Genomic DNA, 14,948 nt, shown 5'->3' with positions numbered 1-14,948 from the left:
GAGGCCTTAAAAGCAAATGCGCAGGACAGCTGATGCGGGCCAGTCTAGGCCAAGAGGTGGGCACTAGGCCAGACACGTGATCCAAATGTGGGAGGGGGCTTGCTCCCGATAGCGGTGTGTCAGTTGAAAATTTATCCACTGATACTCCCCTATCGGGAGCAAGCCCCCTCCCGCATTGGATCGCGTTGAACCTTATTCTTCTGTCGGCGCAGGCTGAATCGCGAGCTGGTCGGCCAGGCGCACGAACGCGGCCAGGTCCAGTTGCTCGGGGCGCAGGCTGCCGTCGACGCCGGCCGCTTCGATTTCGGCGTTGCTCAACAGCGCCTTGAGCGTGTTGCGCAGGGTCTTGCGGCGTTGGTTGAACGCTTCACGCACGACGCGCTCAAGCAATTTGTGGTCCTTGGCCGGATGCGGCAGCACGGCATGCGGCACCAGGCGCACGATGGCCGAGTCGACCTTCGGCGGCGGGTTGAATGCGCCCGGGCCAACGTTGAACAGATGTTCGACGCGGCAATGGTACTGGACCATGATCGACAGCCGGCCCCAATCACCACCACCCGGCCCGGCGGCCAGGCGCTCCACCACTTCTTTTTGCAGCATGAAGTGCATGTCGCGGATGATCCCGGCGTTGTTCAGCAGGTGGAAAATCAGCGGAGTGGAGATGTTGTACGGCAGGTTACCGACCACACGCAGGCTGCCGGGCGCAGCGTTGAGCGTATTGAAGTCGAACTTCAGCGCATCGCCCTGATGCAGATTGAAGTTGGGCTTGTCGGCAAACTGCTGGTTGAGAATCGGGATCAGGTCCTTGTCCAGCTCAACCACGTCCAGTTGACCGCCACTGGCCAGCAGGCCCTGGGTCAGTGCGCCCTGGCCTGGGCCGATTTCCAGCAGGCGGTCTTCAGGCTTGGCGTGGATGGAGCGCAGGATGCGGTCAATTACGCCAGCGTCGTGCAGGAAGTTTTGCCCGAAGCGCTTGCGCGCCCGGTGTTGGTAATGCTCAGTCATATACGGGTCTCGGCCATCTGATAGGCGGTTTCCAGGGCCACATGCAGGCTGCCGGTATCGATCTTGCCGCTGCCTGCCAGGTCCAGGGCAGTGCCATGGTCGACGGAGGTGCGGATGATCGGCAGGCCCAGTGTCACGTTGACTGCGGCGCCGAAGCCTTTGTATTTCAGCACGGGCAGCCCCTGGTCATGGTACATCGCCAGCACTGCGTCGCAGTGCTCCAGATATTTGGGGGTAAACAGAGTGTCGGCAGGCAATGGGCCACGCAGGTCCATGCCTTCTTGTCGCAGACGCTCTAATGTCGGTTCAATGATGTCGATTTCTTCACGGCCCAAATGCCCGCCTTCACCGGCGTGGGGGTTGAGCCCACAGACCAGGATACGCGGTTGGGCAATGCCGAATTTGTGTTGCAGGTCGGCGTGCAGGATGCGTGTGACGCGTTCTACGCGCTCGGCGGTGATGGCGTCGGCAATGTCGCGCAGCGGCAGGTGCGTGGTGACCAGCGCGACGCGAAGGCCGCGGGTGGCCAGCATCATCACGACTTGTTCGGTGTGTGTGAGTTCGGCCAGGAATTCGGTATGGCCGGAAAAGGCGATACCGGATTCGTTGATCACGCCTTTATGGACGGGCGCGGTGATCATGCCGGCGAAGTCGCCGTCGATGCAGCCTTGGCCGGCGCGGGTCAGGGTTTCCAGCACGAAGGCCGCATTGGCCTTGTCCAGTTGCCCGGCGATGACCTTGGCTTGCAGGGGCGTGTCCCACACATACAGGCTGCCCGCCGGCGCCGGCAGGTCGGGCCAGTTGCCCGGTGCGACGCTCAGCAGGTTGACAGCCACACCCAGTTGCGCGGCCCGATCGAGGAGCAGGTCGCGGCTGGTAATGGCAATCAGGGGGTATGGCTGGGGTTGCGAGGCGAGCAGCAGGCACAGGTCTGGACCAATGCCGGCCGGCTCGCCGGGTGTTACCGCGAAACGCTGGGGTTTCACTGGGTTGCCTGGTCGGTGCCTGTTTGCCCGGCGCCTGGCAGCTTGTTTTCTACGTAGGCTTCGTCACGGATCTGACGCAACCAGGTTTGCAGCTCTTCGTCGTACTTGCGGTTACGCAGTACGGTCAGGGCTTGCTGTTCGCGGGCCTGGTTGGTGTTGTCGGTGGCGCGACGGCCAAGGACTTCCAGCACGTGCCAGCCGTATTGGGTCTTGAACGGCTTGGACAGTACGCCTTGCGGAGTATCGGCCATCACCTGCTGGAACTCGGGCACCAGGGCTTTCGGGTCGATCCAGTTCAGGTCGCCGCCGTTGAGGGCAGAACCCGGGTCTTCCGAAAAGCTCTTGGCCAGGGTGGCGAAGTCTTCACCGCTTTCGATGCGGTCATAGATCTTCTGGGCCAGTTCCTTGGTTTGTGCCTCGGTACGGATTTCGCTTGGTTTGACCAGAATGTGACGAACGTGTACTTCGTCTTTCAGCGAGGTCTCGCCGCCGCGCTTGGCCAGCAGCTTGAGGATGATGAAACCGCCCGGAGTACGTGTCGGTTGGGTGATGTCACCCACGTTCATCGCACTCAGCTCGCGGTCGAACGGCGGTGGTAGTTGAGCGGCTTTACGCCAGCCCATGTCACCACCGTCGAGCGCGTTGTCGCTGCCGGACTGGGCAATCGCCATCTGGGCGAAATCAGCGCCGGCCTTGAGGCGATCATAGATAGCCTGGGTTTTGGCAGCAGCGGCGTTGAGCTGCTCGGCGTTGGCGCTGTCTGGCGTTGGGATGAGGATATTGGCCAGGTGCAGCTCTTCGGAAAGCTGCATCTTGCCCAGGTCCGAGGCCAGGAAGTTTTTCACTTCCTGCTCCGACACCTGAACCCGCTCCGCGACGCGACGCTGACGTACACGGCTGATGATCATTTCACGCTTGATCTGGTCACGCGCGTCCTCATAGGACAGGCCGTCGTGGGCCAGGGCCGCGCGGAACTGATCGATGCTCATGTTGTTGCGCTGAGCGATGGTGCCGACGGCCTGGTTCAGCTCTTCGTCAGAAATACGGATGCCGGAGCGTTCGCCGATCTGCAGTTGCAGGTTTTCCACGATCAGGCGTTCCAGCACCTGGGGTTCCAGGACGCTGGTCGGCGGCACACCACCGCCACGCTTGGCGATGGTTTGCTGAACTTCCTTGACCCGTTGATCGAGTTGGCTCTGCATGATCACGTCGTTATCGACGATGGCTGCGACTTTATCCAGCTGTTGCACCGCGGCATGCGCCGAGGCGGCACCCAGGAACAGCGCGCCCAGCACGAGCGGGCGCAAGCACTCAGAAAGCTTTGTCTTCACGTTCACGATAACCTTCAATGCCTTTGTCGAGGAAGCTCTCTACCTTGGCGCCCGTCAGGCCGCCGAGTCCTTTGAGGACAATCTGGAAGAAGAGCCCGTGGTCACCCTTTTCGTTGAGAGGGGCGATCTGGCTGTATTCGTCGTTGGAAACCCAGTAGCGATTGATGACGCGCAGTTTCCAGCAGCAGTTGTCGTACTCGAAACCACCAAAGGCTTCCAGGGTACGGTTGCGGGCGTAGTCATACTGCCAGCGGGTGATCAGGTTCCACTGCGGAATGATCGGCCACATCATCGAGAAGTCGTGTTGTTGGATTTTGTAATAATCCTTCACGTAGTTCTCATCGCCCGGTTGGCCGTAATCGCCACCGAACTGCCATTTACCGGTCAGTTGGTTGTAGACGATCTGGTCGTTGCGATAGCGATACCCGAGGTTGACAACTTTGTTCGGATTGTCTTCAGGCTGGTAGTGGAACATCGCACTGCCGGAACGTGGGGCATGGCTTTCAGTGTCCCAGTTGTAGTCGGCCGTGGCGCGCCAGTCGCGGTTGAAGCGGAACTCATATTCCAGAGCGATAGGCGAGACATCGGTCTGAGCGTCGTCGCGATCTGAGGCCAGTACGCCAGGCAATTGGACTTCACGGTCTTTGAAATACAGCGCCTGGCCGACGGCAACACGCTGACGTTCGAAGCCGTTATCTTCGATCCAGCGGCTGGTTACGCCCAGGGACAGTTTGTTCTCGTCGCCGATCCGGTCGGAGCCGCTGAAGCGGTTGTCGCGGAACAGCGAGGAGTAGCTGAACGAGTACTCACCTGTGTCGAAGACCGGAATATCGCTCTGGTCCTTGTTCGGTACGTAGAGATAGTACGCACGCGGTTCAAGGGTCTGGTTAAAGTCTTTACCGAACAAATTGGTTTTGCGATCAAAGTACAGGCCGCTGTCTACACTGGCGATAGGTATCGCACGGTCCTGCGAACTCTTGAAGGTTTGACCCGCAGCTGCCATTTGGCTCTTGCCGGTACCATCAAGATCAAGATCGTATTTGGTATAGACGTACTTCAACTTCGGCGTCACAAAGCCGTAAGACCAGTTCATCGGATAAGAGACAGCTGGCGCGACGTTGAGGCGGGTACCGTTTGCACGGGTCAGGCCGCTCACGTAATTATCCAGGCGCCGCTCACCTATAGTGCCATCGGCGTTGAACGGCCCCCCATCTTCATTGACTACGTTTCCGTTTCTGAGGTCCCGATCAAATCTTACAGCTTCAGTCTCATAGGAGAAGTCGAGTCCACCCGGATGGTACGGCAACTGCCCATTGAAGGTGATCTGCGGCAATCGGTCATACGGAGTGATCTGGGAAATCGTCGCCAATTGATACGACTGCAGGTTCACGCGAGCTTGGTAGCTATCACCACGATAGGTCACGGAGCCTTGCTGGTTCAGGAAGTCCTGACTCTCAACGCCTTCCTGATATGACTTCAAATCCTGGAAGTAGAACGGATCACTGATCTTGGTGTAATCAACCTGGGTCGTCAGACGCGAATCCAACCCACCCTTATGCTGCCAATTGAGCATGTAGCGAGTTTTTTCGTAATCGGTCTGTTTCTTCCGCTCATCACTATCATCATTCAGATACGCCCCACCAAACTGCCCTTCGCTGGACTTGGTGAGGTAGCGGAATTCGCCTTCCATCAACATGCCGCGCTTGGTCATGTATTGCGGGTACAACGTGGCGTCGTAGTTCGGTGCCAGGTTGAAGTAGTACGGCGTCACCAGCGTAAAGCCAGTTTCACTGCCGGTGCTGAAGCTCGGCGGCAGGAAGCCGGACTGACGACGGTCGTCAATCGGGAAATAGATGTAAGGGGTGTACAGGATCGGGATGTTCTTGACCCGCAACGTCGCGTTGGTGGCCGTACCGAAACCGGTGGCCGGGTTCAACGTGATGTTGTTGCCCTTGAGCTGCCAGGCGTTGCTGTCTGGCTCGCAGGTGGTGTACGTACCGTCCTTGAGACGGATGATCGCGTTCTCGGCACGCTTGGCGTAGAGCGCGTTACCGCGGATACGCGACTTGTGCATCACATATTCGGCGTTGTCGATCTGGGCGGCGCCGGTATCGAGCTGGACCTGGGCATGGTCGCCCACGATCAGCGCGCCGTTGTCGCGCAGGCGCACGTTGCCGTTCAGCTCGCCACGGTTCTCGGCCTGATACAGGCTGGCTTCCTCGGATTCCAGCTGCATGCTGCCCTGGCGCATGACGACGTCACCGGCCAGTGTCGCGACCTGCTGTTCCTGCTCGTAACGAGAGGCTTTGGCACCGATGAAGGTCGGCGCATCGCTCTTGTCCGTCTTGTCGTTCATGCCAGGACGAGTCGGCTCGATGTAGGCACCGCCGCAGTAAGGGCCGGTTTCGGCCAGCTGCGCTGCGGTCAGCTTCTCGCGAGGTACCCAGTCCAGGTGGCTGTAGTCTTTGCTGCGCGAACGCAGCCCACGGCCCTTGGCTTCGGTGACCAGCATGGTCTTGGGCTCGGCGTCGACGCTGCCGCCAGCCTCGCCTTGCGGCGTGCTGTTGGCCGAGCTGACGGCAGAGCCGTCATGCACCGGGCGCGGTGGCAATGGGGCGGCGGCGGTTTTCGGCGCGCAATCCCAGGCACCCGAAGCAGAGACTGAGCAGTCATACTGTTCCGCGGCGACCACGAATGAGGTGGCGAAGGGTTGCAAGGCCAGCAGACTGCCGGTTACCAGCAACGGAAATTTTCTACGAAACGCGGGGGATTTCAATGCCATCTTATTAGTCCGGGCTTCCTGCGTGCCATCTGCCCGCGGTTTGGGCCGCACGCCTCTCGATGGTCTGAAAAAGATGCGTGATAATAAAGCATGCCCCGCTTGACGGCTAGCGCCGTCGGAGACCCTTGTAATGCCCGAGCACGATCTACGTTTACAACAGCTGGAAGTCTGGCTGGATGAGCAGTTGCCGATCCTCTTCAACGCCCAGGACTGGGGCGCCGTACCCCCGGCCACATTGACTGCGGCCAGCAGCGACGCGAGTTTCAGGCGTTACTTCCGCTGGGAGGGTGGGGCGCATACATTCGTCGTGATGGATGCGCCACCGCCCCAGGAAAACTGCAAACCTTTCGTCGATATCGCGCATTTGCTCGCGAAATCGGGGATTAATGTGCCAAAAATTTATGCGGAAGATTTGCCGCGTGGCTTTCTTTTGCTCAATGACCTGGGCCGAAACACCTACCTGGATGTGATTGACGAACAAAACGCCGATCAATTGTTTGCCGACGCCATCGACGCGTTGCTGGCGTTCCAGCAGTTGCCCATGGACGCGCCGTTGCCCAGCTATGACGTGGCGTTGCTGCGCCGCGAGCTCGAATTGTTTCCTGAATGGTACATACGCCGGCACTTGGGTATCGAGCTGGATACCCAGCAGCAATCCCTCTGGCAGCGCGCCAGCGAACGGCTGATCGACAGCGCCCTGGCGCAGCCCAAAGTGCTGGTGCACCGCGACTATATGCCGCGCAACCTGATGATCAGCGAGCCCAGCCCCGGCGTGCTGGATTTCCAGGACGCGGTCTACGGCCCGGTGACCTACGACATTACCTGCCTGTTCAAGGACGCCTTCCTCAGTTGGCCCCAGGCTCGCGTGCGGGAGTGGCAGCGTGGCTATTGGGAGCGCGCCGGGCAGTTGGGGATCCCCGTGCAGGCCGAGTTTGAAGAATTCCTGCGCGCCAGTGACCTGATGGGCGTGCAGCGTCACCTCAAGGTCATCGGTATCTTCTCGCGGATTTGCCACCGTGATGGCAAGCCACGCTACCTGGCGGATGTGCCGCGCTTCTTTGCTTATATAGAAGCGGTGCTCGCCGACCGACCGGAGTTGAGTGACCTGGGCGAGCTGCTCGCCAGCCTGCGCCAACCGGCCGAGGCCTGCGTATGAAAGCGATGATCCTGGCGGCCGGCAAGGGTGAGCGCATGCGCCCGCTGACGCTGCATACGCCCAAGCCGCTGGTGCAGGCGGGCGGCAAGCGGCTGATCGAGTATCACCTTGAAGCGCTGGCCAAGGCCGGCTTCACCGAGATCGTGATCAACCATGCCTGGCTCGGCGAACAGATCGAAAGCTACCTGGGCGACGGTGCCCAGTTCGGCGTGCGCATCCGCTATTCAGCCGAAGGCGAGCCGCTGGAAACCGGCGGCGGGATTTTCAAGGCGTTGCCGTTGCTGGGGGATGCGCCGTTTCTGGTGGTCAACGGTGATATCTGGACCGACTACGACTTCAGCCAGTTGAAGCGACCGCTCCAGGGCCTGGCTCACCTGGTGATGGTCGACAACCCGGCGCATCACCCCTCCGGTGGCGACTTCTACTTGAACGACGGGTTGCTTCATGATGCGGCGCCCGGTGCCGATAACCTGACCTTCAGTGGCATTTCCGTGCTCGACCCCCAGTTGTTCGCGGGCTGCAGTGCGGGTGCCTTCAAGCTGGCGCCGCTGTTGCGGGCGGCGATGGACAAAGGTCTGGTAACGGGTGAACACATGAAGGGACGCTGGGTTGATGTCGGAACGCTTGAGCGTCTGGCGCAGGTCGAAACCTTGCTGACAGCGAGGCCGTAGGATGTTGTGGCCAGGGACGCTGATCGGCGCCGGGGCTGGCTTTGCGATTGCCAGTATTCCGGGGGCTTTGTTGGGTGCATTGCTGGGACAGGCGCTGGACCGGCGCCTGCAGTTGCACAGCTGGGCGCAGTTGCGCGAACGTCTTGGCGGGCGCCCCGCGTTGCGCAACGACGAGTTGTTGTTCGTGCTGCTGGGGCGCCTGGCCAAAAGTAACGGCCGGATCGTGGACGGGCATATCCAGCAGGCGCGCCAGGAAATGCGCGCACTGGAGATGACCGAGTCGGCCCAGCGCCGAGCCATCCTGGCGTTTAATCGTGGCAAATCCGGCAGCGATCGAGTACGCAGCTATCTGCGCGTGCTCAAGGCACAACCCCATGCCGCCGAGGGCGTTTTACGTGCCTGCTGGCGCATGGCCTGGGCGGACGGCCGGGCGGATGATGCCGAGCGCGACCTGATCGAGCTGTGGGGCAAATGGCTGGGCTGGACGCCGCAACAGGTCCGGGCCTTGGCGTCCGATTACACGCCGGCGCGCAAGCCATTGGTCAATCGTAGCGGGGCTTATCAGGACGCGTTGCGGCTTCTGGGGGTGACGGCCACCGCCGAGCCTTCGGTGATCAAGCGGGCCTATCGCCGCCTGCTCAGCCGCCACCACCCGGACAAGATCGCCGGCAGTGGCGCCAGCCCCGCGCAGGTGCGCGAGGCGACCGAGCGAACCCGTGAGCTGCATAACGCCTATGCGTTGATTCGCGAGCGGCGGGACTTTCGCTGAGGCGATTGCCCTGACTGCGGTCAAATGTGGGAGGGGGCTTGCCCCCGATAGCGGTCTGTCAGTTAAAAATGTGCTAACTGGCACGCCGCCATCGGGGGCAAGCCCCCTCCCACATTGGTTTGGTGACATTCGCTAAATCTGTGTTCAGCCTTTGTCGGCCTGCGGGCTCAACCAGCCGCGAACGCGCCGGTACAACTGTTCTTGCTCGGCGGCGTCGTTGCCGGGCAAGGCCTTGAGTTGCACCTGCTTGTAGCCGTCATTTTTGCCGCGTTTGGCCGCCTGGATTCGTGCCAATGCGTTTTTGCCGTCCTGGGCGCCGTCTTGATAGAACACATCCGCCGTAGGCAGTTTCAACGCTGGCGCCAATTGCTGCAGGTCCGGTTGACGCGCGGCGGGTGTCTTTCCGGCCACCATCACCAGCTTCTGCACCTGGGCAGGTTGTTTCTCGCTCAGATAACGCGCAGCCCACCATGCGCCGGTGCCATGACCGAGCAATACCACACTGCGGGCGCCCTGGGTCTGGGCGAACGCGACGGCGGCGTCGATCCGGTCGAAGATGCGTTTGGCATCGGTCTTGTCCTGTTCATCCGCGCCCGGTACCACCGCCGGATCAGTGCCTTCGGCTTCCGCGCTGGCGGCCTGTTCGACGGGCTTGGCGACCGTGCTGCCGTCTTTGCTGCTGGTGTCGACCGCCGCTTTGGGCGGTTCGATGACGCGTGGCGGCAGGGTGTCCAGATTGACGTCCGGCAATGACAGGCTGAGGGTGCCCCAGGCAGCGTTCGGCAATTTACTGCGCAGCGGGCCGATTGCTTGCGGCCAATCCGCATTTTCGCCGGCGCCTGGCACGATAATCACCACGCCTTGGGGGTCGGCGCTGTTGGCAGGCTTCCACAAGGCCAGGAACGTATCGCTGCCGGCCTGCAATTGTTGTTGTTCCTGTTGCGCGACCTGGCGTTCGAGCGCGCTGGCTTCTGCCTGGCTGCGCTCGGCCAAGGGCTGGCGCTCGATGGGTGTTTCGGCGGCGGGCGCTGGCGCGTCGGCGGCCTGGACAGAAAAGGCGCTGGTAAATAGCAGCGACAGGCACAATGCTGGCAGTGCCGAACGGTTTCGAGGTGGCATCGTTAAATCCCGGCCAGAAATGATTCCAGCAGCCTAATGGGTTGATCAGTATTTGTCAGTGATGTGAGACGTGGATCATGGGTTTTCGCTTCCTGCTGGTTATCGGCTGTCTGTGGGTTGCCTTGATGGCGAACGCCGCGCCGGCACCCGCTACACCCCAGGCGCAACTGAATGCGCAGCAGCGCGAATGGCTGGCGCTGCACCCGCAATTGCGCGTGGGCTTGGTACTGCAGGCGCCTTACGCACAATACGACCGACGCTTGCAGCGCTTGTCTGGGGCCAATGTCGAGTTGATGCAGTGGCTGGCCAAGGCGCTGGGCATCGAGCTGACCTGGCGTAACTTTCCTGATCTGGAGCAGTTGGAAGCTGCCGTGCGTGACGGCGAGGTGGATATCGCTCCCGGCCTGCAGCAAACCCCGGCCGGCCTGCGCCTGTGGTTGTTCAGCGACCCTTATATGCGTGTGCCTCAGCATATCGTCGGCATTCGCGACGGCGGCGGCGCGGTGGAGTTGGAAAAACTCGACGCACACACGCGCATCGCCGTGCGCATGCCCAGCGCGGTGGCCGACTACCTGCGCAGTACGTATCCCAACCTCAACCTGCAAGGCGTGCCCATGGAACGCCAGGCCCTGCAGTTACTGGTGAGCCAGCAGGCGCGCTATGCGGTGGTGGATGAGGCGCAACTGAGCCGGTTGGCCGGCGAGGCGGAGTTTGCCGGGCTGGCGGTGGTCGGCGATATCGGCCTGCCGCAGTTGCTGCGGGTGGCCACGCGGCATGAATGGCCGGAACTGGCGGGCATCATGCAAAGTGCCTTGCGGGCGATACCCGCCCGCGACCTCGACCAGTTGCACAACCGCTGGCTGCAACCCCAGTACCCGCGTTTTTCCGAATCAATGGGCTTGTGGAAAAACCTCAGCGTATTGCTGGGCCTGTTGCTGCTCGCCAGCCTCGCGGCAGTGCTCTGGCAGCGCCGCCAGCAGCGCAGCCTGGAGCACGCGCTGCTGGCGGCGCGGGACGAAAGCGCAGCACGTGCCGCCGGTGCCGAAGCCTTGCGGCTGACGCAGTTTTCCATCGATCAAAGTACGGTCGGCATCCTGTGGGTCAATTGGGACAGCCATGTGCGGTATGCCAACCGCGCCGCCGAAAGCATGCTCGGCTATGGCCCTGGCGCGTTGATCGAACGGCCGCTGATCGATCTTGACCCGGCCTTGAGCATGGACCGCTGGCTCAACCTGTGGAAGCGCGCGCGTGCCAGCGAGGACGGCGCCCAGACCTTCGCCACCGATTGCCTGCGTGCCGACGGCAGCATCCTGCCCGCCGATGTGTCCCTGAGCTTTCTGCGCTTTGCCGATGGCGAGTACCTGGTGGTGTACCTGACGGACGTCACCGAGCGCCGCCGTTACGTGGCCGCCTTGCTGCAAAGCGAGGCGCAGTTGCGCGAATTGTCAGCCCACCTGGAAACGGTGCGCGAAGAAGAAAAGGCGCGTATCGCCCGCGAGGTTCACGACGAACTCGGGCAAATGCTCACCGTGCTCAAGCTGGAAACTTCGATGTGCGAATTGGCCTATGCACAGCTCGATCCGGGCCTCAACGAGCGCTTGAACAGTATGAAGCGCCTAATCGCCCAGCTCTTTCAACTGGTGCGGGATGTGGCAACCGCGCTGCGCCCGCCGATTCTCGACGCCGGCATTGCTTCGGCCATCGAATGGCAGGCGCGACGTTTCGAAGCGCGCACGCAGATTCCCTGCCTGGTCAAAGTCCCGGAAAACGTGCCGGTGCTGAGCGATGCCAAGGCCATCGGCCTGTTTCGCATTCTGCAGGAGGCCCTGACCAATGTGATGCGCCATGCCCAGGCGCATACTGTAGAACTCACGCTGGAGGTGGACGGCCCGGACCTGCGGCTGACCATCAGCGATGACGGTATCGGCTTCGTGCAGGCCCAAGGGCGGCCGGTATCGTTCGGCCTGGTCGGCATGCGTGAGCGGGTGCTGATCATGGGCGGGCAGTTGTCCCTGGTCAGTGAGCTGGGGGAGGGCACCACCCTGAGCGTCACGGTGCCGTTGAATGCATGACACTAAAAGGAAATTCCCGTGATCCGCGTACTGGTAGCCGAAGACCACACCATTGTTCGTGAAGGCATCAAGCAATTGATCGGCCTGGCCAAAGACCTGCTGGTTGTGGGTGAAGCGAGCAATGGCGAGCAGTTGCTGGAGACTTTGCGACATGTGCCCTGCGAAGTGGTGTTGCTGGATATCTCCATGCCCGGCATGAATGGCCTGGAAGCCATCGCGCGCATTCGTGCGCTGAATAACCCGCCGGCCATCCTGGTGCTGTCCATGCACGATGAAGCGCAAATGGCCGCCCGTGCTCTCAAGGTTGGCGCGGCCGGTTATGCCACCAAGGACAGCGACCCGGCGCTGTTGCTGATGGCGATTCGCAAGGTCGCGGCGGGCGGGCGTTATATCGACCCGGACCTGGCCGACCGCATGGTTTTCGAAGTCGGCCTGACGGACTCACGCCCCTTGCACTCGTTGCTGTCGGAGCGCGAGTTCTCGGTGTTCGAACGCCTGGCCCAGGGCGCCAACGTGAACGACATCGCCGTGCAACTGGCCCTGAGCAGCAAAACCATCAGCACCCACAAGGCGCGCTTGATGCAAAAGCTCCATATCACCTCCCTGGCCGAGCTGGTGAAATACGCCATGGAACACAAGCTGCTGTAGCGGCGTATCCATTAACGACACCGCGCAAGCGCCGCCCAGCGAAGGCTTGTCGCTGCACTGTCCCATGCCCGCCATGTGTGTAGGGCGATCCCTACCCCGAACCTTCCATCCGGCTGATGCGATTCTCTCCTGGCCCCCGATTTCCGGGGCCTCGCGCCTCGACTACGCTTGTGTCAAAGCAGTCCAAAACACAAAGGTGCGGGTATGAGCGAGGTGGATTCAAATGATGTGCTGGTCAGCTTTCGTGGCGTGCAGAAAAGCTACGATGGCGAAAACCTGATCGTCAAAGACCTCAACCTGGAGATTCGCAAGGGCGAGTTCCTCACCTTGCTCGGGCCGTCCGGTTCGGGCAAGACCACCAGCCTGATGATGCTGGCCGGTTTTGAAACGCCCACCGCTGGCGAAATCCAGCTGGCTGGCCGCTCGATCAATAACGTGCCGCCGCACAAGCGCGATATCGGCATGGTGTTCCAGAACTACGCCTTGTTCCCGCACATGACCGTGGCCGAGAACCTGGCATTTCCCCTGTCCGTACGTGGCTTGAGCAAGACCGACATCAGCGAGCGGGTCAAGCGCGTGCTGAGCATGGTGCAGCTCGACGCCTTTGCCCAGCGCTACCCGGCGCAACTGTCCGGGGGCCAGCAACAGCGGGTGGCTCTGGCCCGCGCATTGGTGTTCGAGCCGCAACTGGTGCTGATGGACGAACCCCTCGGCGCCCTCGACAAGCAACTGCGCGAACACATGCAGATGGAAATCAAGCACCTGCACCAGCGCCTCGGCGTCACCGTGGTGTATGTGACCCACGACCAGGGCGAAGCCTTGACCATGTCCGACCGCGTGGCGGTGTTCCACCAGGGCGAAATCCAGCAGATCGCCGCGCCGCGCACCCTCTACGAAGAACCGAAAAACACCTTTGTGGCCAACTTCATCGGCGAAAACAACCGCCTCAATGGCCGTCTGTACAGCCACACCGGCGAGCGCTGCGTGGTGGAACTGGCGCGCGGCGAGAAGGTGGAGGCGCTGGCGGTGAACGTCGGCCAGATCGGCGGCCCGGTGACCCTGTCGGTGCGCCCGGAGCGCGTCAGCCTCAATGGGGCGAGTGACAATTGCATCAACCGTTTTTCCGGGCGGGTGGCGGAGTTCATCTACCTGGGCGACCACGTGCGTTTGCGCCTGGAAGTCTGCGGCAAGACCGATTTTTTCGTGAAACAACCGATCGCCGAGCTGGACCCGGCCCTGGCGGTCGGCGACGTAGTACCGATTGGCTGGCAAGTCGAGCACGTTCGCGCACTCGACCCACTTCTAGAGGCGAACTGATCGCCCCCTGGCTTCACCAACCCTGCACGTGGAGAGCACAACAATGTTGAGATCCCTTAAGTTTTCCGTCCTGGCTATCGGCCTGATGGGCGCGACACAGGCCATGGCAGGCCCGGACCTGACCGTCGTATCGTTTGGCGGCGCCAACAAGGCGGCCCAGGTCAAGGCCTTCTATGCACCGTGGGAAAGCGCGGGCAACGGCAAGATCATCGCCGGTGAATACAACGGTGAGATGGCCAAGGTCAAAGCCATGGTCGACACCAAGAGCGTGTCCTGGGACCTGGTGGAAGTGGAGTCGCCTGAGCTTTCCCGTGGGTGCGACGAAGACATGTTCGAGCCCCTGGACCCGAAACTGTTCGGCAACACGGCAGACTACGTCAAAGGCGCGATCCAGCCCTGCGGCGTAGGCTTCTTCGTATGGTCGACGGTGCTGGCCTATAACGCCGACAAACTGGCGTCCGCACCCGCCGGCTGGGCGGATTTCTGGGACACCAAGAAATTCCCGGGCAAGCGTGGCCTGCGCAAAGGCGCCAAGTACACCCTGGAATTCGCCTTGATGGCCGACGGCGTCGCGCCTAAGGACGTCTACAAAGTGCTGGCCGGCAAAGACGGCCAGGACCGTGCGTTCAAGAAACTCGACGAACTCAAAGCCTCGATCCAATGGTGGGAGGCCGGTGCGCAACCGCCGCAGTACCTCGCTTCGGGCGACGTGGTGATGAGCTCGGCCTATAACGGCCGCATCGCCGCCGTGCAGAAAGAAAGCAACCTGAAAGTGGTGTGGAACGGCGGCATCTATGACTTCGATGCCTGGGCCATTCCAAAGGGTCTGGCCAAGGACCGCGCCGAAGCGGCGAAGAAATTCATCGCCTTCTCGGTGCAGCCGCAGCAGCAGAAGACCTACTCCGAAAATATCGCCTACGGCCCGGCCAACACCCAGGCCGTCCCGTTGCTGGCCAAGGACGTGCTGAAGGACATGCCGACCACCCCGGAAAACATCGCCAACCAGGTGCAGATCGACGTGAGTTTCTGGGCCGATAACGGCGAGCAGCTCGAGCAGCGCTTCAATTCCTGGGCAGCTAAATAACACCGCCT

12 protein-coding genes are annotated in these 14,948 nt (G+C 61.5%); 7 read left to right on the top strand and 5 right to left on the bottom strand.

The genetic code is table 11. From position 1 onward, the window contains the following. Positions 1-192: 192 nt before the first annotated feature. The 4 genes from rsmA to C4J93_RS24330 are packed head-to-tail and all read right to left on the bottom strand — an operon-like array spanning position 193 to position 6,104. Positions 193-1,005 carry a 16S rRNA (adenine(1518)-N(6)/adenine(1519)-N(6))-dimethyltransferase RsmA gene (gene rsmA / locus C4J93_RS24345; protein WP_124430628.1) on the bottom strand — a complete coding sequence of 271 codons (813 nt, stop codon included), beginning with the start codon at positions 1,003-1,005 and terminating at the stop codon, positions 193-195. After that, positions 1,002-1,991: a 4-hydroxythreonine-4-phosphate dehydrogenase PdxA gene (pdxA, locus tag C4J93_RS24340; RefSeq protein WP_124430627.1), complete on the bottom strand. Its 990-nt coding sequence runs from the start codon at positions 1,989-1,991 to the stop codon at positions 1,002-1,004. Before pdxA ends, rsmA begins: the two co-directional genes overlap by 4 nt. Beyond that, positions 1,988-3,322 carry a peptidylprolyl isomerase gene (locus C4J93_RS24335; protein ID WP_124430925.1) on the bottom strand — a complete coding sequence of 445 codons (1,335 nt, stop codon included), beginning with the start codon at positions 3,320-3,322 and terminating at the stop codon, positions 1,988-1,990. Before C4J93_RS24335 ends, pdxA begins: the two co-directional genes overlap by 4 nt. Then, on the bottom strand, positions 3,303-6,104 hold the full coding sequence (locus tag C4J93_RS24330) for an LPS-assembly protein LptD (RefSeq protein WP_124430626.1): 2,802 nt from the start codon (positions 6,102-6,104) through the stop codon (positions 3,303-3,305). The genes C4J93_RS24335 and C4J93_RS24330 overlap by 20 nt, the downstream gene beginning before the upstream one ends. 130 nt (positions 6,105-6,234) lie before the next feature. Here C4J93_RS24330 and C4J93_RS24325 point away from each other — a divergent pair, with 130 nt between their 5' ends. Genes C4J93_RS24325 through C4J93_RS24315 form a run of 3 tightly spaced genes read left to right on the top strand, consistent with a single transcriptional unit; the run spans position 6,235 to position 8,700 of the window. After that, positions 6,235-7,260, top strand: a complete 1,026-nt coding sequence (locus C4J93_RS24325; protein WP_124430625.1) for an aminoglycoside phosphotransferase family protein — start codon at positions 6,235-6,237, stop codon at positions 7,258-7,260. Then, a complete protein-coding gene (gene murU / locus C4J93_RS24320; protein ID WP_124364645.1) occupies positions 7,257-7,931 on the top strand; it encodes an N-acetylmuramate alpha-1-phosphate uridylyltransferase MurU in 675 nt (224 codons plus the stop codon). Before C4J93_RS24325 ends, murU begins: the two co-directional genes overlap by 4 nt. A gap of 1 nt (position 7,932) precedes the next feature. Then, entirely contained in the window at positions 7,933-8,700 is a 768-nt protein-coding gene (locus tag C4J93_RS24315; protein ID WP_124430624.1) for a TerB family tellurite resistance protein, read from the top strand. A gap of 144 nt (positions 8,701-8,844) precedes the next feature. On the opposite strand, the gene C4J93_RS24310 is transcribed toward C4J93_RS24315, so the two are convergent. Beyond that, positions 8,845-9,819: an alpha/beta hydrolase family protein gene (locus tag C4J93_RS24310; protein WP_124430623.1), complete on the bottom strand. Its 975-nt coding sequence runs from the start codon at positions 9,817-9,819 to the stop codon at positions 8,845-8,847. 77 nt (positions 9,820-9,896) lie between these two features. Between C4J93_RS24310 and C4J93_RS24305 the strand changes: the two genes are divergently transcribed. The 4 genes from C4J93_RS24305 (at position 9,897) to C4J93_RS24290 (ending at position 14,940) form a co-directional block, all read left to right on the top strand. Next, positions 9,897-11,891: a histidine kinase gene (locus tag C4J93_RS24305; RefSeq protein WP_124430622.1), complete on the top strand. Its 1,995-nt coding sequence runs from the start codon at positions 9,897-9,899 to the stop codon at positions 11,889-11,891. Positions 11,892-11,909: 18 nt separating this feature from the next. Beyond that, a complete protein-coding gene (locus tag C4J93_RS24300; protein ID WP_124430621.1) occupies positions 11,910-12,539 on the top strand; it encodes a response regulator transcription factor in 630 nt (209 codons plus the stop codon). Between the two features lie 204 nt (positions 12,540-12,743). Then, entirely contained in the window at positions 12,744-13,856 is a 1,113-nt protein-coding gene (locus C4J93_RS24295; RefSeq protein ID WP_124408326.1) for an ABC transporter ATP-binding protein, read from the top strand. Between the two features lie 43 nt (positions 13,857-13,899). Further along, positions 13,900-14,940, top strand: coding sequence for an ABC transporter substrate-binding protein (locus C4J93_RS24290; RefSeq protein WP_124368548.1), 1,041 nt, complete (start codon positions 13,900-13,902; stop codon positions 14,938-14,940). The last annotated feature ends 8 nt before the right edge of the window (positions 14,941-14,948 follow it).

Origin of the sequence: Pseudomonas sp. R2-37-08W, from assembly GCF_003851705.1 — a bacterium.
Taxonomy (GTDB): domain Bacteria; phylum Pseudomonadota; class Gammaproteobacteria; order Pseudomonadales; family Pseudomonadaceae; genus Aquipseudomonas.
This window is presented reverse-complemented; position numbering and strand designations above follow the sequence as displayed.

Excerpts from the sequence above, each read along its gene's own strand:
- C4J93_RS24315 (WP_124430624.1), top strand. The coding sequence starts at position 7,933 with ATGTTGTGGCCAGGGACGCTGATCGGCGCCGGGGCTGGCTTTGCGATT.
- C4J93_RS24290 (WP_124368548.1), top strand. The coding sequence starts at position 13,900 with ATGTTGAGATCCCTTAAGTTTTCCGTCCTGGCTATCGGCCTGATGGGC.
- C4J93_RS24295 (WP_124408326.1), top strand. The coding sequence starts at position 12,744 with ATGAGCGAGGTGGATTCAAATGATGTGCTGGTCAGCTTTCGTGGCGTG.
- C4J93_RS24305 (WP_124430622.1), top strand. The coding sequence starts at position 9,897 with ATGGGTTTTCGCTTCCTGCTGGTTATCGGCTGTCTGTGGGTTGCCTTG.
- C4J93_RS24310 (WP_124430623.1), bottom strand. The coding sequence starts at position 9,819 with ATGCCACCTCGAAACCGTTCGGCACTGCCAGCATTGTGCCTGTCGCTG.
- C4J93_RS24330 (WP_124430626.1), bottom strand. The coding sequence starts at position 6,104 with ATGGCATTGAAATCCCCCGCGTTTCGTAGAAAATTTCCGTTGCTGGTA.
- murU (WP_124364645.1), top strand. The coding sequence starts at position 7,257 with ATGAAAGCGATGATCCTGGCGGCCGGCAAGGGTGAGCGCATGCGCCCG.
- rsmA (WP_124430628.1), bottom strand. The coding sequence starts at position 1,005 with ATGACTGAGCATTACCAACACCGGGCGCGCAAGCGCTTCGGGCAAAAC.
- C4J93_RS24325 (WP_124430625.1), top strand. The coding sequence starts at position 6,235 with ATGCCCGAGCACGATCTACGTTTACAACAGCTGGAAGTCTGGCTGGAT.